Origin of the sequence: Microbacterium sp. Se63.02b, assembly GCF_014171575.1 — a bacterium.
Lineage (GTDB): Bacteria > Actinomycetota > Actinomycetes > Actinomycetales > Microbacteriaceae > Microbacterium.
This window is the reverse complement of sequence record NZ_CP050453.1, coordinates 2,912,233-2,929,756: the sequence shown is the minus strand read 5'-3', so window position 1 is coordinate 2,929,756 and position 17,524 is coordinate 2,912,233. Positions and strand designations below refer to the sequence as shown.

Genomic DNA, 17,524 nt, shown 5'->3' with positions numbered 1-17,524 from the left:
GCTCACGCACCGTATCGCCAGCCGCATCCGGAGTCGGCCGCCTCGGTAAGCGTGCCCTGCAGCAGCATATCGCCGTCGACGTCGTCGGTTGCGGCGCCACAGTTCCCGGAGCCGCAGGCGCCGGGCGCCGCGCCGATCCCGTCAGCGGTCACCGGTGCCGTTCCACTGGGGCATCGGCGGCCGTGACCGCGAGCCCGTCGATCGCCGTCGTTCGCCAGCAGCACGTCGGCGGCGGCATCCTGCAGCCGTCCTCGTCGACGATCACGTACCGGGCTCCCGGATCCGCCGGGGAAGTGCTCGCCGAGGGCCACCTGCCCATCGCGGGCCTCAGAAGATCCGAGCACGAGGTCGGACTGCGGCACGCCGGTCGGCGTCGAGCTGGGTCGATGCCGACTGCGCCGACGGCGAGCACGATGGCGGTCACGATCCAGATCGGGCGGGGGCGACGCGTTTGATCCGGCCGGTCCAGCCCAGAGGCCCGTCTCGCGGATCGCCGTGCTCGGCGGCAACGACGTCAGGCTCGAAGTGGGACGTCGCGGCCAGAACGCCGCGCGACCGAACGCGAACAGGATTGACGGGAGGAGCGTGAGCGCGGCGAGCATCGCGAACACGATCCCGATGGCCGCGACCGGCCCCAGGGTGCTGTTCGACTTGAGGTCGCTGAGCAGCAGGCACAGCAGCCCGGCGATCACCGTCCCCCCGGAGGCGACGATGGGTTCGACCGAACCCTTCCAGGCAGCCATGAGCGCCGTGCCCTTGTCCTGTGCGATGCGCAGCTCCTCTCGGAACCGGGCGACGAGGAGCAGCGCATAGTCCGTCGCCGCACCGATCACGAGGATGAACAGGATGCCCTGGGTCTGGCCGCTGAGCAGCAGCACCTCGAACTTCGCGAGCCACCAGACCACGAGGAGCGCGACGCAGAGCGCGAACAGGCTCGTCGAGAGCACCACGAGGGGAAGGAGGAACGAGCGGTACACGAGCACGAGGATGACGAGGACCGCCAGGAGTGCGACGCCGAGGAGGAGTCCGTCGATGCCGGCGAAGCCCGCGACCAGATCGGCGCTGAATCCCGCCGGGCCGGTGATGTACACGGTCACGCCGTCGGGCACGGCACCGCGCAGTTCGTCGCCGACCGCGCGACGGCATCGTTCAGCCTTCATCGCCGTCCATCGGGATGAAGGCCTGCGCGGCGCGTCCGTCTTCAGAGGGGATCGCCGGCGAGACGTCATCTGCCACCCCTCGAACGTCGGGGCGCCGGCGACAGCCTCGGTGATCGTTTTCGAGCTCGGTCACTGAGTGGGCTCGTCGGACGTGAGCACGGCGATCGCTGGGATGTCGTCAGAGTCGTTGAAATCGCCGAGCCGTTGCTGCACCTTGGTCGCATCGGCGGACTCGGGGAGATAGGTGGTCTGATCGTTCGAGGAGACCTCGTCGACCTTGCCGAACAGCGGCCCGCCGAGCGACGCTCCGACCAGCCACACGAGGATCAGCGCCACGGGGATCAGCACGCGCACCCAGGAGTGGCGTCGCGAGCGGTCCCTGGTCGGCGGGGTCGGCGGGAGATCGGGGACCTCGATGAGGACATCGGGGTTCCTTCCGGGGTCGGGTGTGCGCGGTCATGAGACCCACGCGAGGATGAGGATCATCGTCGCGAGAAAGCCGGCGACGTAGTTCAGAGCGATGAAGCGCCGCCACGCGCGGTTGGTCGACGCGGACGTCTCATCCGTGACGTTCCACCACGGGGCGGCGTTGACGAGGTAGGGCACGGCGAGGATCGCGGCGAGCGGCCCGGGCCAGGGCGTCAGCAGCATGGCCGCTCCGGCGACGGTCCACAGGCCCAGCGAGAGGCGCACGGTGGTGCGAGCCCCGATGACCGTCGCGATCGAGGAGATCCCCCTCGCGGTCCGGCCCGATGTCCTGCACAGCCCCGAACGCGTGCGCGGCCATGCCCCAGAGGAAGAAGGCGCCGAGCGTCAGCACCGTCGCGGGGGTGACCGGGGCTCCGGCCAGCGCGAGACCGACGACCGCGGGGCTGACGAAGTGCGTGCTCGAGGTGAGCGAGTCCAGGAACGGCCGTTCCTTGAACCGCAGTACCGGTGCGGAGTAGGCGATCACGGCGAAGACGCTCACGGCCAGCCAGATCCACGAGGCCGGGTTGCCCACGACCGCGAGGTAGACGAGGAAGGGGATGTTCGTCAGCGCTGCCGCCCAGAGCGTCGCGCGATGGATGCGCGGCGACAGGAGCGCGCCCTCGATGCCGCCCTTGCGCGGGTTGGCCAGATCGGAGGCGTAGTCGAACACGTCGTTGATCCCGTACATCGCGAGGTTGTAGGGGATGAGGAAGTACACGGCGCCGATGACGAGCGTGAGGTCGACCTCGCGCGTGCTGAGGAGGTAGGCGGCCGCGAAGGGGAAGGCGGTGTTGATCCAGCTGATCGGGCGCGAGGAGAGCAGGATCTGCGCGAGGTCGCCGCCGAGTCCCTGGCGCCCGGACGTCGGCGCGCTCATGCGGAACCCTCCTCGGTGCGGAGCGTTTCGTCGCGGCGCGTGCGGCGGGAACGCAGAGCCGTCCACAGCGCCGGGAGCAGAAGCACGGCGGCGACCGGATAGGCGAAGTCCTCGATCGGCGCCAGGCCGATGTGCACGCCGGCGAGGTGATCGGGCGAGTAGTGGAACAGCCCCGACGCGATCATGACGGTGTCGAACACGGCTGTGAGCAGCAGCAGAGCGAGGGCGGTGAGGCCCAGCGCCGCGGCATCCGGGCGCCGCCGCGTGACGATGGCTGCGAGGGTGCCGCCGAGCGCGGCGACGGCCAGGAACGCGGTCGACAGGGCGAGATAGGTCATCGTCCCCCTCCTGTCTCGACCGACCGAGCGCGACGGTGCCCGAGGAGGCGGGCGGCACCGGTGTAGAGGACCATCGTGCACACCACGAGGAACGCCAGGAACACCGGTTCCTCGAGGGGGAGTTCCGGTGCGAGCACGATGCCGGAGGCGATCGGGCCCTCGCCGCGGAAGAAGATCCCGCTCGCGATGCCCGCGACGTCCCACATGAGGAAGAAGACGACGCCCACGGCGGTCACGATCGCCGCCGTCACCGCGTCGCGCCAGAAGAACAGGCGGAACCGCCAGTCGAGCAGGAGCATGCAGCCGAGCGAGAGCAGCAGGGCCGTGAGGTAGATCGCACCCATCAGCGCTCCGCCGCCGCGCCGACCTTCGCGGGTTCCTCGAGGGGACCGGGGAGTGATCGCCGCGCACCCTCTTCAGCACGATCTCGGCGCTGATCAGGCACATCGGCACACCCACACCCGGTGCGGTCGTGCTGCCGGCGTAGAACAGGCCGCGAACGCGGCGAGAGGCGTTCTGCGCGCGGAACATCGCGCTCTGCGACAGGATGTGCGCGGGGCCGAGCATCCCGCCGCGCCACGAGCGGTAGTCGTCGCGGAAGTCCGCGGGGCCCCGGGTCTCTCGCACCACGATCCGCTCGCGGAGGTCGGGGATTCCCGCCCACTCGGCGATCTGCGCGATAGCGGCATCGGCGGTCCTCTCGATCGCCGGAGAACCGGAGCCGTCGGTGCCGCCCCCGCCGAGCTCGACGTCCGCGGGGACCGGGATCAGCACGAAGAGGTTCTCGTGATCGGCCGGGGCCGCCTCCGGATCGGTGGCGCTCGGCCGACAGACGTAGATCGACGCCGGGGAGGGGACGGACGGGGACGCGCCGAAAATGGCGTCGAAGTTCGCATCCCAATCGTCGGTGAAGAACAGCGAATGGTGCGGGAGCTGCGGCAAGGGGCCGCGAACCCCCAGCATCACCAGCACTCCACCGGGTCCACTCGTCCGCCGTGCCCACCATGATTCGGGGTACGACTGCAGGGCGGGGGGCAGAAGGGCGGTCTCGGTGTGATGCAGGTCGGCGGCCGAGACGACGATGTCGGCGCTCTCGAGATGCCGGTCGCCCGATCCGTCGCGCCACTCCACACCCGTCGCCGTCGGGGCGCCGTCGACATCCTCGGTGCGGATACCGACGACGTCGGCCCCGGTCACGATCCGTGTGCCCGCGTCGCGCGCGAGCGCCTCGATCCGCTCCACCACGTGCCAGAAGCCGCCCTGCGGGTAGCTGACGCCCTGATCGAGATCGAGCGCGCTCATCAAGTGGTACATCGCCGGAGCGGTGCGCGGGTCGGTGCCGAGGAAGACGGCGGGATACCCGAGGATCTGACGGACGACCGGGTGCCGGAAGCGGCGGGCCGCGAACGCCTGAAGCCGCGTGCCCAGCAGCGCCGAGAGACGGGGCAATGCGCGCAGAACGTCAGGAACGGCGAGAGACCGCATGCGGGTGAAAGGGTTGTAGAGGAAGTACTTCTGCGCCATCGTTCCGGCATCCTGCGCGGAGTCGAGATACGCATCGAGCGCGCTCGTCGAACCCGGCTCGAGGTTCTCGAAGAGTCTGGTGACCGCCTCGCGACCTGCGGGCACGGTCACCGGGTCGTCCCCGGACTCGGGGGAGCGGAAGACCCGATACCCCGGATCGAGCTGCACGAGGTCGAGCTGCGCGGCGGTCGAGGTGCCCATCATCGCGAAGAAGTGGTCGAAGACCTCGGGCATCAGGTACCACGACGGGCCGGAGTCGAACCGGAACCCGTCGCGCTCGATCGTGCCGGCTCGTCCGCCGACCCTGTCGTTCTTCTCCAGCACGACGACCTCGTGGCCGTCCTTGGCGAGGAGTCCGGCCGTCGCGAGGCCGGCGACGCCGGCTCCGATCACCACGACGCGGCTCATCGGTCGCGCTCCAGGGCCGTGATGATGAGCGCGCGGGAGGCGAGCGCGGCCTTGAGGGGGTCGGGAACGCGCACGCGCCGGCGGTAGAGCACCTCGACAGGGGTGCGCGCGACGCGACGGGTCAGAGCCGCGAACAGGGCCAGTGCGCTGCGGACGGCCGCACGGGCGTCCTTCGGCAGCAGCGGGATCGCTGCGCGGGCGTCGGCAAGCTGCCGCGTGATCGTCTCGACCCAGGCGTCACGCTCGGCGTCGGTCAGCCGCTCGGCTCCTCCCAGGTATCCGCGGTGCAGACGGTCGGTGTCGTCGGCCAGATCACGCAGGAAGTTCACGTTCTGGAACGCGGCTCCGAGCTGTCGGGCGCCGTGCCGGAGGGTCACGAGCTCATCCGGCGTGCGCTCGGCACCGCGCAGGAACACCTGGAGACACATGAGTCCGACGACCTCCGCCGAGCCGTGCACGTACATCGCGTGCGCGGCGGAGTCGTAGGCGGCGAAGTCGGAGTCCGCGGCGATGTCGGCACGCATGGACGCGAAGAACGGATCTGTCAGATCCTCTCCGATCGCGCATTCGCGAGCCGTCCGGGCGAACGCGTGGAGGATGAGGTCGCTGCTGTAACCGGTGCGCATCGAGCGGTGCGTCTCCGCGATGTACGAGTCGAGCGCTGCCGATTGGGCCGAGGCATCGAGACCGGCTTCTGCCGCGACCCCGTCGACGATCTCGTCGGCGATGCGCACCATCGCGTAGATGTTGCGGACGTGCTGGCGGTGGCGGCCGCCGAGAAGGCGGGTGGCCAGGCCGAAGGACGTCGAGTAGGTGCGGATCACGTCGGTCGTCGCGATCTCCGCCGTCCGGCTGAAGCGCTGCAGGGCGGCCCTGTCGGGGCCGCCTGAGGGAGTGGCGGTCATTCGCTGCGGCCCTCGATGCGAGAGGCGAGCTGGAGGATGGTTCGTGCGGCGGCGGTCGACAGGGTTCCCTCGGTCTCGGCCTCGGCGAGCACGGTCGATGCGGCGGTCAGCTGTTCCTGCACGAGGCCGCGGACGAAGTCCTCGGCGCCGCACTCACGCAGCCGATCGCGCATGTCGGCGGCGTCCGGCTCACTGAGCTCCGGTGTGCCGAAGCGGAGTTCGATGCTGGGCCAGTGCCCCGTCATCCTGGCGTAGGCGATGATCGCGGTCTCCTTGCCTTCACGGAGGTCCGAGAAGGGGTCCTTGCCATGCGCCTCCGCGTCGCCGAACACCGAGAGCAGGTCGTCCTGCAACTGGTACGCGAGTCCGAGATGGCGCCCGATCTCGGTCAGGTGCTCTTCCGCGGCCGGTGTGGCCTCCGCGAGCACGGCGGCCGCACGCAGGGGGAGCACGAAGGAATAGGTCGCCGTCTTGTAGGCGCTCGTGGCGAGGATGGTCCGCAGGTCGGGAGTGACCACCCCGTCGCTCAGAGCGACATCGGTGTGCTCGCCGGCGACGGTCTCGAAGATGGTCTGCTCCAGCAGGCCAGCAGCCGCCGACGCGTGTCGGGGCTCGCTTCGGCGCGGGCGAACCCGAGCGTGGCGGATGCCAGCAGCAGATCTCCGAGCAGGATCGCGCTGGAGCGGGCCCAGTGCAGGACCGACTCGGCGGGGTCGGTGGCGTGCCGTTGCGCGAGTGCACCGATGAGGTTCGGGCGACGGCGGCGGAAGAGATCTCCGTCGATGACGTCGTCGTGCAGCAGGAAGGCGAAGTGGAGGAGCTCGACATCGACCGCGATGCCGATGGCACGGTGCGTCTCGACCTCTGTGAGTCCCGCCGGCGTCAGGGCGCGGAGGAGGTCGATGAACAGCCGCGGGCGGAGGAGCTTGCCGCCGGTCGCGTGCTCTGCGGCGGTCTGCCACAGTGCGACGAACTCCGCTCCGTACCGCTCGGCCGCCGTGGCACGCTCGGCGAACCGGTCGCGCAGGACCTCCTCGATCCGTGTTCCGAGGTCTTCGACCGTCACCGTGCCGGACATGGGTCAGACCTCGCCGAGACGGCGCAGCAGGGGAAGCTGCTCCACCAGCCACGGGCTGAAAGCGAAGGGTGCGGCGGCGACGGCTTCGATGAAGGGCGGGATCTCGACCCACGCCCACTCGGAAACCTCGTCCGGATCGGCGGTCGGTTCCGTCTCGACGACGGCGACGTGCACAGGACAGATCTCGTTCTCCACGATGCCGCTCGCATCGACGGCCCGGTAGCGGTAGTCGGGGAGCGCGAGGCGCACGTCGTCCAGCCGCAGACCCAGTTCGTCGACGGCACGTCGTCGAACCGCGTCCAGCATCTCCTCGCCAGGGCGCGGATGTCCGCAGAAGCTGTTCGTCCAGACGCCCGGCCAGGTGAGCTTCGACAGGGCGCGACGGGTGACGAGCAGTCGTCCGTCCCGATCGAGCACATAGCAGGAGAACGCGAGGTGGAGGGGAGTGTCGGTGGTGTGGACCTCGCTCTTCGCCAGGACGCCGACGGCGGTCCCGTCTTCGGCGAGGAGCGTCACGTCGTCCATGGCGTCCTCTCGTCGTTTAGCTAACCAAGTGAGTAATCAACTTAGCATGAAACTGTTCGTGTGTAACATGATCGCATGGACAGCGCGCGCGGCACCACCCCGCCCTCCGGCGCGCACGCGACGTCGGACGGGCTGAGCCACGCGGCCATCTACGACGTCGAATCCAGCGACCCGCGCAGTACGCTCATCGATCGCACGGGGTGCCTCCCGAAGACCTGCGGCAGATCGCGCGGCTGATGGAGGCGCTCGGCAATCTCAGAGACGCCGAGCAGCGGCTGTCCCAGGCCTCGCGTCGATACATGCAGCTGAACGAGACGGACATGCGCGCATTGCACTACCTGATCGTGTGCGCCAATCGCGAGCTGGTCGCCACGCCGAGCGGCATCGCCGGCCACCTCGGTGTCTCGACGGCGGCCACGACGAAACTCCTCGACCGGTTGGAGCGCGGCGGACACATCCAGCGCGCACCCCACCCCACGGACCGACGGGCGCTCGCGATCACGATCACCCCGGAGACCCGGCATGCGGCCATGGAGACGGTGGGGCGGCAGCAGGCGAAACGGTTCTACGCCGCAGCGAGACTGACGCCGGAGGAGCGGGACGTCGTGATCCGATTCCTCGCCGACATGACCGAGGAGATCACCCTGCGCGACGAGGCCTGGTTGCCGAAAGACGAAGGGTAGCGGCCCTCCTCCGCTCCGGCGTCTCTGTCAGTGCGCGGCGCGGTACGCCTCGAGCACCGGTGCAGGAATGCGGCCGCGTTCCGAGAGGCTGTAACCGTTCTCGTTCGCCCACGCACGGATCGCGGCGACTTCGGGATTGCGTGCCGGTCGTTTCCGAGGCGACGCCGAGCGTGCACTGTTCGACGAACGTGCGGTTCCCGCCGAGCCGGCACGTCGGCCCGCGGAGATATAAGGTTCGAGCGCGTTTCGCAATTCTTCCGCGTGCTCGGTATTGAGGTCGATCTCGTATGATGCCCCGTTGAGCGAGAAATGCACGGTTTCGCCTTCGCCGACCTCCAGGACGCTGCCATCGATATCGTCGACCAGCTGATGCACAATTCGTCTCGCCATGAAAAGGACTTTACTCCCCCGATCGGAATTGCGACAACCGCGAAATGCTCGACCCGTCGTAATTCGACACCGGCGATGTCTCAGGGGAGGAGACCGGCACGGCGGGCGCGCGTGACCGCCGCATGGCGCGTGGAGGCGTCGAGCTTCGACATCGCGGTGCCCAGATAGGCCTTCACGGTGCCCTCGCGAAGACCCAGTTGGGAGGCGATCTCCGCGTTGGTGGAGCCCAACGCGGCGCAGGCGAGCACGTCGGTCTCGCGGGGGAGAGGTGGACGGTCGATACCGCGCCCGTCGTCGCAGGCACCGCGTCGCCGGCCAACGTCAACAGGCGGCGCTCCACCTGGGAGATCCGCGCGCGGATGTCGGCGTCGTCGACGGACGCCGCGATGCTGCGCAGCTCGGCGAAGCTCTCGCGCAACTCCTCGCGCTGCGGAGGCGCGACGGTGTCGCCCGCGAGAAGTGTCGTCTGCAGGCGGCGCTGCACCTCGTCGCGGATGCGGAGCTCGTCGGCGACCGACTGCGCCACCTGCATCGCCGGTGCGGTCGTGACGCCGCCGATCTGCTCCTCGTCCCATGCTCCCGCATAGAGGACGCCGCGGGAGCGACCCTGCACCACGATGGGCAGCGCGAGCAGCGTGCGAAGGCCCTCGCCCAGGACGAACACGTCGTAATCGTGGGTGATCTGCTGCGACGACCCGTAGTCGCTGGTCATACGCGGGCGCAGTTCGATCATCGCGCGTCCCCCGAGACCGCGCTCCGGGCGGACGCGCAGGCCGTCAAGCGACCGGGTCCGTGCGCCCACGATGCTCGTGACGCTCACGACGCCCTCTTCGATGAGGCCGCCGAAGGCGACGGGAAAACGTGTACGCCTGGCGAGCTCGCGCACCGCGTTGGCGACGAGCTCGGCCTCGGATTCGAGGGTGACCGTTGCGCTCAAGACGACTACCTACTTCCGGGGGTGACGACGCCGTTCCCCGTTTCGTAGCGTCGACCCTACCACTCGCGCGACGGGCTCGTGCGAGGACCCTGACATGTGGCAAGGAGGCCCCATGAGCGACCAGACGCACGCAGAATCGGACGGCGCGATCGACTACATCGCCGTCGAGCAGTCCCCGAGATTCCTCGCATTGAAACGCACTCAGAGATCCTTCATCTTCCCTCTCGCCGCGTTCTTCCTCATCTGGTATTTCGTTTATGTGCTGCTCGCGGCATTCGCGACGGAATTCATGGGACAACGCGTCTGGGGCGATATCACCGTCGGACTGCTGTTCGGACTCGGACAGTTCGTCACCACGTTCGCGATCACCATGGCGTATGTGTCGTTCGCGAATCGGAAACTCGATCCGCTCTCGGCGGAGATCCGTGAAGACCTCGAGAAAGCGCAGGCGCAGGCATGAACGGCATCCGCACCGCGACCGAGACCGTCGAACTCGAGATCAACCCGGTCCTCAACATCTCCATCTTCCTGGCATTCGTCGCGGTGACGCTGTTCATCGTGATCCGTGCGAGCCGCAACAACAAGACCGCCGCCGATTACTATGCGGCCGGGCGGTCCTTCACCGGACCGCAGAACGGATTCGCGATCGCAGGAGACTACCTGTCCGCGGCCTCTTTCCTGGGTATCTGCGGTGCCATCGCGATCAACGGATACGACGGATTCCTCTACTCCATCGGATTCCTCGTCGCCTGGCTCGTGGCGCTGCTGCTGGTGGCCGAGCTCATGCGCAACACGGGGAAGTTCACGATGGCCGACGTGCTGTCGTTCCGGCTCAAGCAGCGGCCGGTGCGGATGGCGGCGGCGATCACGACCCTCGCGGTGTGCTTCTTCTACCTGCTCGCGCAGATGGCGGGCGCCGGCGGACTCGTATCGCTGCTGCTCGGCATCGACGGCCGCCTCGGCCAGTCGATCGTGATCGCAGTGGTCGGCGTGCTGATGATCGTGTACGTCCTCATCGGCGGGATGAAGGGCACGACATGGGTGCAGATCGTCAAGGCTTTCCTCCTCATCGGCGGCGCGCTCGCGATGACGATCTGGGTCCTCGCGATCAACGGCTTCAGCCTGAACACCCTTCTCGAAGCGGCGGTCGCGAACTCCGATAAAGGCGACGCGGTGCTGAAGCCCGGTCTGCAGTACGGTGCGAACCCGTGGGACTTCCTGTCACTGGGGATGGCGCTCGTGCTCGGCACCGCCGGACTGCCGCATGTCTTGATGCGCTTCTACACCGTGCCGACGGCGAAGGAGGCCCGGCGCTCTGTGGTGTGGGCCATCTGGCTCATCGGCGGGTTCTACCTCCTGACGCTCGTGCTCGGCTACGGCGCGGGTGCGCTCGTGGGCGCCGACGTCATCGCTGCCGCTCCCGGCGGGGTCAACTCCGCGGCGCCGCTCCTGGCGCTCGAGCTGGGTGGTCCGGTCCTCCTCGGCTTCATCTCGGCCGTCGCCTTCGCGACGATCCTGGCCGTGGTCGCCGGCCTGACCATCACGGCCGCGGCCTCGTTCGCGCACGACATCTACGCGAACGTGATCCAGAAGGGCAAGAAGGATGCGGCAGGCGAGCCGGTCGAGGCGGACCCGAACGGCGAGGTCCGTGTGGCGCGGCGCACCGTCATCGTGATCGGAATCCTCGCGATCATCGGCGGGATCGGTGCGCAGGGACAGAACATCGCGTTCCTCGTCGCGCTCGCGTTCGCCGTGGCCGCCTCCGCGAACCTGCCGACGATCCTGTACTCGCTGTTCTGGCGACGGTTCACGACCCGTGGTGCCGTGTGGAGCATGTACGGCGGGCTGGGGTCCGCCATCCTGCTGATCATCCTGTCGCCGGTGTTCTCCGGCACCCCGACCTCGATGATCCCCGGGATCGACATCGCCGTCTGGCCGTTGAACAACCCGGGGATCGTCTCGATCCCCCTCGGATTCCTCCTCGGGTGGCTCGGAACGATCACGAGCACACGCAAGGAGTCCCCGGAACTGGCCGCCGAGATGGAGGTGCGCTCACTGACCGGCTTCGGTGCCGAGAAAGCCGTCGATCACTGACATCGGGGATCGGCCCTGACCATGGGGTGGAACGTGGACCCGGCGGCCTACTCGCCGGGTCCACGTCTTCCGTCGGCGCGGATCAGGCGGCCTCGAGGTCGAGGAGGAACCGCTTGCGTTCGGGATGTGCGCCGTAGTGCCCGACCGATCCGTCCGAACGCACCACCCGGTGCACGGGCACGACGATCGAGAACGGTGTCAGTCGACAGGCGGTGCCGACGGCGCGTGCTGCCCCGGGTGACCCGCGAGCACGGCGACCTCGCCGTAGCTCATCGTCTCGCCCCACGGAATGCTGCATATCGTCTGCAGAGCGGTCAGGGCGAAGCCCTCGGCCAGGCGCCAGTCCAGGCGGAGATGCTCCTCGAAGCGGACCGGCTCGCCGTCGAAGTATTCGTCGAGAAGACGCGCGAGGTCGTCGGCGGCGCCGGGGTCGGGTTCGGGAACGGCGTGAAGCTGTCGAGAGACTCCCTCGAGAAGCCACGGTACCTGCGGGTCTTCGGATTCGGAGAGATCGAAGCGCACGATGCCCTCGTCGGAGAACACCGCGAGGGCATCGCCGAAAGGAGTCGGAGCGAAGTCGTAGCGGAAGGTCATGTCACCATCCTGACCGGAGGCGCCGACGGCCCGGCACGCTGATCCCGGGCCGGGTGGAGAACGTGAGCGGACCGACGGTCGGGCAGGAGGAGTGGCGAGAGCCCGTCCGGAGCGGAAATTCGGCGGAAACCCGCCCGGGATACGCTCCCTCGCCGGGTCGCGCGCCTAGGGTGTCAATGTGTGGCGACGTGAAGAGAAGTCTGCGGATGGCACAGCGGCCGACGCTGCTGTGTCGATCAGCGATCTGCACGAGACCGCGACCGGTGTCGAGATCGCACATGCCGCAGAGGCCGAGCGCACCAGGCTCAGGGCGGAGGCGGCGGACTTCGGCGGGCCGTCGCCCCTGGTCAGCTTCCGCGACGGGCCCGAGTCGGGCATCGACATCTCGAAGGCGCATCCGGGCAGCCTGCCGCAGTTCATCACCGGGAAGTCGACTCTCCTGTCGAACCTCTTCCGTGACGAGGTCGGACTGCGCACGGCACGGCTGGCCGCGGAGCGGATCACCGCGAAGAACACCGAGTTGCGCACCGTGCGGGGGATCGAGGCTGTGCACCTCGCCGTCGGCGTCGCTCGCTGGCGCATCGGCGGAGCGGGCTTCGCCGCGCCGGTGCTGTTGCGCCCCCTGGCGATCCGCCGCCACCACTCCGACTTCGAGCTCAAGCTCCAGGGCGCCTTCGAGGTGAACCCCGAACTCGTCCGCATCGCCCGTGAGCACTTCGGTCTCTCGATCGATGCCGCCGCGCTCGCCGCCCTCGCGTATGACGGCGGCATCTTCAAGCCGCAGCCGGTCATCGACAGCCTGCGTGCGATGACGCGCTCGATCGACACGTTCTCGGTGGAGCCGCGTCTCGTGGTCTCGACCTTCGCGGACGTGTCGGGCGCGATGTCACGGGACGGCGGGAGCCTGGACCACGTCCTCCTGAACGCGCTCGGCGGCCACGTGGGCGACCGGGAACGCGTGACCGCACCGCGTGCGACCCCGCACCACACCGGCCCGGACGATCGCTCGCCGGCGTCGGACAATCTTCTCCTCGATGCCGACGCCGAGCAGGAAGCCGTGCTCGCCCGCGTCGCCGCAGGGCACTCTCTCACGGTCGCGACGCTCCCCGGCACCGGGGGACGCAGACTGTCATCAATGCGCTCGGGGAGCTGGTGCGCGGCGGGAAGCGGGTCCTGGTGGTCTCGGCACGTCGGTCGACTCTCGACGGTGTCCGCCACCGGCTCGCCGGCATCGGACTCGACAGTCTCGCCATCTCTCCCGCGAGCGTGCGGCGCGACCTGGTGAGGGCGATCGGCCGGAACGAGAAGGCCGTCGCGCCGAAGGTCGGCGATGTCGACGACGCCCTCGTGCGTCTACGCACCGTGCTCCGTGACTATCGACAGGCGCTCACGGCTCCTGTCGCCGGAATGGATGCCTCGGTCCTCGACGCGACCCGCCACCTCACGAGGCTCGCCTCGCTCCCGATCCCGCCGTCGACCACCGCGCGCCTCGGCACCGACGCGCTGCGTCGCCTCGCGGCAGATCGCAGCGAGGCTGCCCAGGCGCTCGCCCATGCCGCCCGACTCGGTGAGTTCCGTTTCGGCCCCGATGACTCGCCGTGGTACGGCGTCACATTCTCCAGCACCGAGGCGGCACGGGCCGCGCATGAGCTCGCCGGTCGACTGCATTCGAGCAGCGTTCCCGCCCTCCTCGAACGAGGCTACGAGCTCATCGCGCAGACGCACATGCGACCGTTCGCGACGATCGACGAGCTGGGGGAGTACCTGCGCCTGCTGCAGGGTATCCGTGACTCGCTCGATCGGTTCAGCCCCACCGTCTTCGAGCGGCCCCTCGGCGAACTCATCCAGGCGCACGGTTCGCGCCGTGATGCCCCTGGACTCTCGGGAGCCAACCGGCGGAGGCTGCGTCGTCTTGCGAAGGAGTACGTCCGTCCGGGCGTCCACGTGACCGAGATGCACGAGTCCCTGCTCCGGATCCAGGCGCAGCGCACGCAGTGGCAGCGCTGTGTCGAGGCCGGGGTCGCACCGGAGATCCCGCTCGGCCTCGCCGATGTATACGTGGCCTGGCAGCGTGTCCAGGCCGAGCTCGCCGAACTCGATGTCGCCCTCGGACGTCGTGAGCCCCTCGCCTCTCTCCCGGTCGCGCGCCTCGTCCGCACCCTGGCAGGACTCGCTGCCAAGTCCGACGTGTTCGAGAACCTCGTGGAACGCGCGCAGCTGCGCGATCGGCTGGCCCTCCTCGGCCTTGAGCCGCTTCTCGCCGAGCTGTCGGTGCGTCACGTCGCGGAGTCGCAGGTCGGAGAAGAACTCGAGTTCGCCTGGTGGCAGTCGCTCCTCGAGCGGGCGCTCCAGGACAACCGCGCCCTTCTCGGCGCGAACACCGCGGTCGTCGACCGGCTCGAACGCGACTTCCGGCTGGTCGATGAAGCGCACGCGGCGATGGCGGGTCCGCTCCTCGCCTGGCAGCTCGCGAATCAGTGCGGATCGCGATCGTCGACGAGCCGCAGCAGTCGCAGCATCTCCGTCGTGCGCTGACGCAGCCGGGCGCGACCACGGCGCAGATCGTCAGCGCAGCCCCCACACTCGTCGACGTGCTCGCCCCCGTGTGGATCTCTTCGCCGTATCTCGTGCCTGAGATCCCGGAATCCGTGGAGTTCGACACCGTGCTCCTGGTGGATGCCGCAGCGATCAACCTCGCCGAGGCCGCGCCGGCCATCCGTCGAGCACGTCAGGTGGTCGCGTTCGGGGACCCGGTGACGCAGCGCCCGACGCCGTTCGACATCGCCGTTGACCCGGAGGAGTCCTGGGAGGCCGAGGTGCCGTTCGACGACGTGTCCGTCTTCGAACGGCTGTCCGAGCTCTTGCCCGTGATGACATTGACCCGCAGCTACCGGGCAGGCGGGGAAGACCTCGCGGAGCTGATCAACGACGCCTTCTACGGAGGCGAGATCGTCTCGCTGCCCTGGGCGGGCTCGTACCTGGGTCGCGGCAGCCTCTCCGTCGACTACGTGGAGGGCGGGACGGGAACGCCCGACCCTGTCTCCGGCGCCGTCGAGAGCCCGGATGCGGAGGTCGCCCGCGTCGTCACCCTCGTCGTCGAGCACGCCGTGCACCGCCCCGCCGAGTCGCTCATGGTCGTCACGGCCAGCGCCCGGCATGCGGAGCGTGTGCGTGCCGCCGTCACCTCGGCGTTCGCCGGTCGGTCCGATGTGGCCGACTTCGTCGGCCGCGACACGGCGGAGCCCTTCGCGGTGCTCACCCTCGAGGAGTCGGTGGCCGAGAGTCGTGACCGCGTGATCTTCTCGCTGGGCTTCGGACTCACCAAGCACGGCCGGGTCCTGAGCGACTTCGGCGATCTCTCGACGCCTGACGGCGAACGACTGCTCACGGTCGGCATGACGCGTGCGCGACGTTCCATGGTCCTGGTGTCGTCGATCCGCCCGTCCTCCTTCGACGACGGGCGCCTCGAGCACGGTGCAGCCACCCTCATGTCGATCCTCGGCGGCCTGGCTGCGCGCAGCAGGGACGCCCGACTGGAAGACCTCGCGGATCCCCTCACGCTGGCCTTGGCGCGAGAGTTGCGACGTCTCGGCGCCTCCGTGGATGTCGACTACCGCGGGTTGCTGCCGCTGGTCGCCCAGCATGCGGGCAAGGCGGTCGTGATCGAGTCCGACCCGGAGTCTCGCGGCGAGTCGCTGCGGGAGACCCTGCGGCTGCGCCCGCATGTGCTCCGTCGCCTCGGTTGGCACTACGTGCGCGTGCACGCCTTCGATCTCTACAGCGACCCGGCCACGGTGGCCACCCGCATCGCCGCCGTGCTCGGGATCTCCGACACCGCTCCGCGCGCGGAGAACGACACCCAGCCGATCGACATCGTCGACTCGCAGAATGACTGACGACTCCGAGTCCCCCTCACCGCGTCAGCGTGTGGTGCGGGTTCCCGGTTCGCGTCGCGCCCGCCTGACCCCGGTTCCCGGCAGCGATCCGGAGCCGGAGGCGAGCAGCGGCGACGAGTCGACACTGACGGTTCCTCCGCACCGGCCGAAGGGCCCGAAGGGGCCGAACGACGACCAGCTGCTCCAGGACGTCCCGCCGCATTACTGAGGCGTCGATGCGCACCTCCGCGCAGCGGAAGACGCACGGACCCTCGCGAGAGGACCGTGCGTCTTCCGGTGCGACGGAGCGAGAGCGTCAGGCTCCGCGCTGTGCCTTGAGCAGGTCGCGGATCTCGACGAGCAACTCGGCCTCGGTTGCTGCAGCCGGCTCTTCTTCCGGCTCTTCGGCCGGGGTGCCCTTGCGGGCCTCGACGTGCGCCTTGAACGTGTTCATCGGCAGGACGAAGACGAAGTACACGACGGCGGCCACGGCGAGGAAGCTGATGATCGCCGTGATCAGGTCGCCGATCGGGAACGTGACGGTCTCGCCGTAGATGTTCGGAACCTGGATGCCGAATTCGCCTGCGGCATCCGCCTTGAGGAACAACGAGATGAGCGGGTTGATGATGCTGTTCACGACGGCCGTGACGATCGCGGTGAACGCCGTGCCGATGACCACGGCGACAGCCAGGTCGATGACATTGCCGCGCAGCAGGAAGTCCTTGAAACCTTTGAGCATGGGAACCCCCAACGGATCTGGGCCTCAGGAAGAGGCCGGAGTCGACGCAGCAGCCGGCTTGGCGCTTGTCGTCGATTCCGCCTTCGATGATGCCGAAGCATCGGAGGAACCACCGGATTTGGCGCGCGAGTCCGTGCGATAGAAGCCGGATCCGTTGAAGGTCACGCCGATCGACCCGTACTGCTTGCGCAGTGTGCCCCCGCACTCGGGGCACACGGTCAGCGCGTCCTCGGCGAAGCTCTGCACGGCGTCGAACTGGTGCCCGCACGACGTGCAGGCATAGGCGTAGGTGGGCATGGGCGTCCTTGCGGTTCAGCGTCGCCGAGGCGACAGGGTGAGGGTCTGCGACGGGGTGACGACGCCGTTCACCGGCTGGTCGTGCACCTCTCGCGGAAGTTCGTCGAGTACCTCGGAATCATAGATGACCGCGTACACCGGAGGGCATTTCTCCATCGAGCCGATCGTCTTGTCGAAGTAGCCGCGTCCCCAGCCCATGCGCATGCCCGTGCGGTCGACGGCTGCGGCCGGGACGATCATCAGGTCCACGTCGTTCACCGCGATCGGGCCGAGCACCTCGCCCGTGGGCTCCGGCAGCGAACAGGCCCTCCGACACCTCGTCGTCGTCGGTGGCGACGGCCCAGTCGAGCAGTCCGTCCGCTCGTGTGACGGGGAGGAGCACGCGGATGCCGCGGCGCACCGCCCTCGTCACGAAGTCGCGGGTGCCCGGCTCCGTGGTCGTGGAGAGGAAGCACGAGATGGACCGTGCCCCGAGTTCGTCGATCAGCGCGTCGAGGCGCTCGCCGATCGCGGCGGCCGCGGCTTCGCGCTGGGGATCGGAGAGCAGCTGGCGTCGTTCGCGCAGCTCGGCGCGGAGCGCACGCTTGGCGTGTTCGACGTCATTCGACATGGCTCCGAGTCTAGGGCGA

General features: G+C 68.9%; 21 protein-coding genes and 4 pseudogenes. 7 read left to right on the top strand and 18 right to left on the bottom strand.

The window, feature by feature from the left end:
• Positions 1 to 2: 2 nt before the first annotated feature.
• From G4G29_RS22420 to idi, 10 genes and pseudogenes are all read right to left on the bottom strand, one after another.
• Positions 3 to 1,160, bottom strand: a complete 1,158-nt coding sequence (locus tag G4G29_RS22420; RefSeq protein ID WP_244632055.1) for an MMPL family transporter — start codon at positions 1,158 to 1,160, stop codon at positions 3 to 5.
• A gap of 129 nt (positions 1,161 to 1,289) precedes the next feature.
• Entirely contained in the window at positions 1,290 to 1,508 is a 219-nt protein-coding gene (locus tag G4G29_RS22415; RefSeq protein ID WP_244632054.1) for a hypothetical protein, read from the bottom strand.
• Between the two features lie 108 nt (positions 1,509 to 1,616).
• A pseudogene (locus G4G29_RS14325) lies at positions 1,617 to 2,508 on the bottom strand (prenyltransferase).
• A pseudogene (locus tag G4G29_RS14320) lies at positions 2,505 to 2,786 on the bottom strand (lycopene cyclase domain-containing protein); the annotation flags it as partial. The pseudogenes G4G29_RS14320 and G4G29_RS14325, both read right to left, overlap by 4 nt.
• A gap of 56 nt (positions 2,787 to 2,842) precedes the next feature.
• Positions 2,843 to 3,190, bottom strand: coding sequence for a lycopene cyclase domain-containing protein (locus G4G29_RS14315; RefSeq protein ID WP_183152851.1), 348 nt, complete (start codon positions 3,188 to 3,190; stop codon positions 2,843 to 2,845).
• Between the two features lie 49 nt (positions 3,191 to 3,239).
• A pseudogene (gene crtI / locus G4G29_RS14310) lies at positions 3,240 to 4,778 on the bottom strand (phytoene desaturase family protein); the annotation flags it as partial.
• Positions 4,775 to 5,683 (bottom strand): squalene/phytoene synthase family protein, encoded by a 909-nt coding sequence (locus G4G29_RS14305; RefSeq protein ID WP_183150564.1) that lies wholly within the window; start codon positions 5,681 to 5,683, stop codon positions 4,775 to 4,777. The pseudogene crtI and the gene G4G29_RS14305, both read right to left, overlap by 4 nt.
• A complete protein-coding gene (locus G4G29_RS23525; protein ID WP_274601246.1) occupies positions 5,680 to 6,252 on the bottom strand; it encodes a polyprenyl synthetase family protein in 573 nt (190 codons plus the stop codon). Before G4G29_RS23525 ends, G4G29_RS14305 begins: the two co-directional genes overlap by 4 nt.
• Complete coding sequence (locus G4G29_RS23520) at positions 6,210 to 6,761, bottom strand: polyprenyl synthetase family protein (protein WP_274601181.1); 552 nt, start codon at positions 6,759 to 6,761, stop codon at positions 6,210 to 6,212. The genes G4G29_RS23525 and G4G29_RS23520 overlap by 43 nt, the downstream gene beginning before the upstream one ends.
• Before the next feature lie 3 nt (positions 6,762 to 6,764).
• A complete protein-coding gene (idi, locus tag G4G29_RS14295) occupies positions 6,765 to 7,286 on the bottom strand; it encodes an isopentenyl-diphosphate Delta-isomerase (protein WP_183150563.1) in 522 nt (173 codons plus the stop codon).
• A 200-nt stretch (positions 7,287 to 7,486) separates the two neighbouring features.
• Here idi and G4G29_RS14290 point away from each other — a divergent pair, with 200 nt between their 5' ends.
• The gene (locus G4G29_RS14290) at positions 7,487 to 7,969 is read left to right on the top strand and encodes a MarR family transcriptional regulator (RefSeq protein ID WP_309491585.1); all 483 of its coding nucleotides are present in this window, start codon (positions 7,487 to 7,489) and stop codon (positions 7,967 to 7,969) included.
• A 27-nt stretch (positions 7,970 to 7,996) separates the two neighbouring features.
• On the opposite strand, the gene G4G29_RS14285 is transcribed toward G4G29_RS14290, so the two are convergent.
• The 3 genes from G4G29_RS14285 to G4G29_RS14280 form a co-directional block, all read right to left on the bottom strand.
• Entirely contained in the window at positions 7,997 to 8,359 is a 363-nt protein-coding gene (locus G4G29_RS14285; RefSeq protein WP_183150562.1) for an Lsr2 family protein, read from the bottom strand.
• An 80-nt stretch (positions 8,360 to 8,439) separates the two neighbouring features.
• The gene (locus G4G29_RS22410; RefSeq protein WP_244632053.1) at positions 8,440 to 8,607 is read right to left on the bottom strand and encodes a LuxR C-terminal-related transcriptional regulator; all 168 of its coding nucleotides are present in this window, start codon (positions 8,605 to 8,607) and stop codon (positions 8,440 to 8,442) included.
• Positions 8,532 to 9,296 carry a GAF domain-containing protein gene (locus tag G4G29_RS14280; RefSeq protein WP_244632052.1) on the bottom strand — a complete coding sequence of 255 codons (765 nt, stop codon included), beginning with the start codon at positions 9,294 to 9,296 and terminating at the stop codon, positions 8,532 to 8,534. Before G4G29_RS14280 ends, G4G29_RS22410 begins: the two co-directional genes overlap by 76 nt.
• Positions 9,297 to 9,408: 112 nt before the next feature.
• On the opposite strand from G4G29_RS14280, the gene G4G29_RS14275 reads away from it, so the two are divergent.
• Both G4G29_RS14275 and G4G29_RS14270 read left to right on the top strand, forming a co-directional pair.
• Complete coding sequence (locus tag G4G29_RS14275; RefSeq protein ID WP_183150561.1) at positions 9,409 to 9,756, top strand: DUF485 domain-containing protein; 348 nt, start codon at positions 9,409 to 9,411, stop codon at positions 9,754 to 9,756.
• Positions 9,753 to 11,390 carry a cation acetate symporter gene (locus G4G29_RS14270; RefSeq protein WP_183150560.1) on the top strand — a complete coding sequence of 546 codons (1,638 nt, stop codon included), beginning with the start codon at positions 9,753 to 9,755 and terminating at the stop codon, positions 11,388 to 11,390. Before G4G29_RS14275 ends, G4G29_RS14270 begins: the two co-directional genes overlap by 4 nt.
• Positions 11,391 to 11,472: 82 nt before the next feature.
• Here the strand turns inward: G4G29_RS14270 and G4G29_RS22405 are convergent, their stop codons facing one another.
• Positions 11,473 to 11,688 (bottom strand): MGMT family protein, encoded by a 216-nt coding sequence (locus tag G4G29_RS22405; protein ID WP_244632051.1) that lies wholly within the window; start codon positions 11,686 to 11,688, stop codon positions 11,473 to 11,475.
• The gene (locus tag G4G29_RS14265) at positions 11,589 to 11,984 is read right to left on the bottom strand and encodes a methylated-DNA--[protein]-cysteine S-methyltransferase (RefSeq protein WP_244632666.1); all 396 of its coding nucleotides are present in this window, start codon (positions 11,982 to 11,984) and stop codon (positions 11,589 to 11,591) included. Before G4G29_RS14265 ends, G4G29_RS22405 begins: the two co-directional genes overlap by 100 nt.
• A gap of 178 nt (positions 11,985 to 12,162) precedes the next feature.
• On the opposite strand from G4G29_RS14265, the gene G4G29_RS22400 reads away from it, so the two are divergent.
• The 4 genes from G4G29_RS22400 to G4G29_RS14255 are packed head-to-tail and all read left to right on the top strand — an operon-like array spanning position 12,163 to position 16,088.
• On the top strand, positions 12,163 to 13,269 hold the full coding sequence (locus G4G29_RS22400) for a hypothetical protein (protein WP_244632050.1): 1,107 nt from the start codon (positions 12,163 to 12,165) through the stop codon (positions 13,267 to 13,269).
• Positions 13,161 to 14,519: a hypothetical protein gene (locus G4G29_RS22395; protein WP_244632049.1), complete on the top strand. Its 1,359-nt coding sequence runs from the start codon at positions 13,161 to 13,163 to the stop codon at positions 14,517 to 14,519. Before G4G29_RS22400 ends, G4G29_RS22395 begins: the two co-directional genes overlap by 109 nt.
• The gene (locus G4G29_RS22390; RefSeq protein WP_244632048.1) at positions 14,462 to 15,880 is read left to right on the top strand and encodes a hypothetical protein; all 1,419 of its coding nucleotides are present in this window, start codon (positions 14,462 to 14,464) and stop codon (positions 15,878 to 15,880) included. Before G4G29_RS22395 ends, G4G29_RS22390 begins: the two co-directional genes overlap by 58 nt.
• Complete coding sequence (locus G4G29_RS14255) at positions 15,873 to 16,088, top strand: hypothetical protein (RefSeq protein ID WP_183150559.1); 216 nt, start codon at positions 15,873 to 15,875, stop codon at positions 16,086 to 16,088. Before G4G29_RS22390 ends, G4G29_RS14255 begins: the two co-directional genes overlap by 8 nt.
• Positions 16,089 to 16,175: 87 nt before the next feature.
• On the opposite strand, the gene mscL is transcribed toward G4G29_RS14255, so the two are convergent.
• The 3 genes and pseudogenes from mscL to G4G29_RS14240 form a co-directional block, all read right to left on the bottom strand.
• Entirely contained in the window at positions 16,176 to 16,598 is a 423-nt protein-coding gene (gene mscL, locus G4G29_RS14250) for a large conductance mechanosensitive channel protein MscL (protein ID WP_183150558.1), read from the bottom strand.
• Between the two features lie 24 nt (positions 16,599 to 16,622).
• Positions 16,623 to 16,895, bottom strand: coding sequence for an FmdB family zinc ribbon protein (locus G4G29_RS14245; protein WP_183150557.1), 273 nt, complete (start codon positions 16,893 to 16,895; stop codon positions 16,623 to 16,625).
• Positions 16,896 to 16,910: 15 nt separating this feature from the next.
• A pseudogene (locus tag G4G29_RS14240) lies at positions 16,911 to 17,505 on the bottom strand (5-formyltetrahydrofolate cyclo-ligase).
• Positions 17,506 to 17,524 lie beyond the last annotated feature (19 nt).

Coding starts and splice junctions, on each gene's coding strand:
- G4G29_RS14245 (WP_183150557.1), bottom strand. CDS start 16,895: ATGCCCACCTACGCCTATGCCTGCACGTCGTGCGGGCACCAGTTCGAC.
- G4G29_RS23520 (WP_274601181.1), bottom strand. CDS start 6,761: ATGTCCGGCACGGTGACGGTCGAAGACCTCGGAACACGGATCGAGGAG.
- G4G29_RS14275 (WP_183150561.1), top strand. CDS start 9,409: ATGAGCGACCAGACGCACGCAGAATCGGACGGCGCGATCGACTACATC.
- G4G29_RS14265 (WP_244632666.1), bottom strand. CDS start 11,984: ATGACCTTCCGCTACGACTTCGCTCCGACTCCTTTCGGCGATGCCCTC.
- G4G29_RS14305 (WP_183150564.1), bottom strand. CDS start 5,683: ATGACCGCCACTCCCTCAGGCGGCCCCGACAGGGCCGCCCTGCAGCGC.
- mscL (WP_183150558.1), bottom strand. CDS start 16,598: ATGCTCAAAGGTTTCAAGGACTTCCTGCTGCGCGGCAATGTCATCGAC.
- G4G29_RS14315 (WP_183152851.1), bottom strand. CDS start 3,190: ATGGGTGCGATCTACCTCACGGCCCTGCTGCTCTCGCTCGGCTGCATG.
- G4G29_RS22420 (WP_244632055.1), bottom strand. CDS start 1,160: ATGAAGGCTGAACGATGCCGTCGCGCGGTCGGCGACGAACTGCGCGGT.
- G4G29_RS14255 (WP_183150559.1), top strand. CDS start 15,873: ATGACTGACGACTCCGAGTCCCCCTCACCGCGTCAGCGTGTGGTGCGG.
- G4G29_RS14270 (WP_183150560.1), top strand. CDS start 9,753: ATGAACGGCATCCGCACCGCGACCGAGACCGTCGAACTCGAGATCAAC.
- idi (WP_183150563.1), bottom strand. CDS start 7,286: ATGGACGACGTGACGCTCCTCGCCGAAGACGGGACCGCCGTCGGCGTC.
- G4G29_RS14285 (WP_183150562.1), bottom strand. CDS start 8,359: ATGGCGAGACGAATTGTGCATCAGCTGGTCGACGATATCGATGGCAGC.
- G4G29_RS22405 (WP_244632051.1), bottom strand. CDS start 11,688: ATGCAGCATTCCGTGGGGCGAGACGATGAGCTACGGCGAGGTCGCCGT.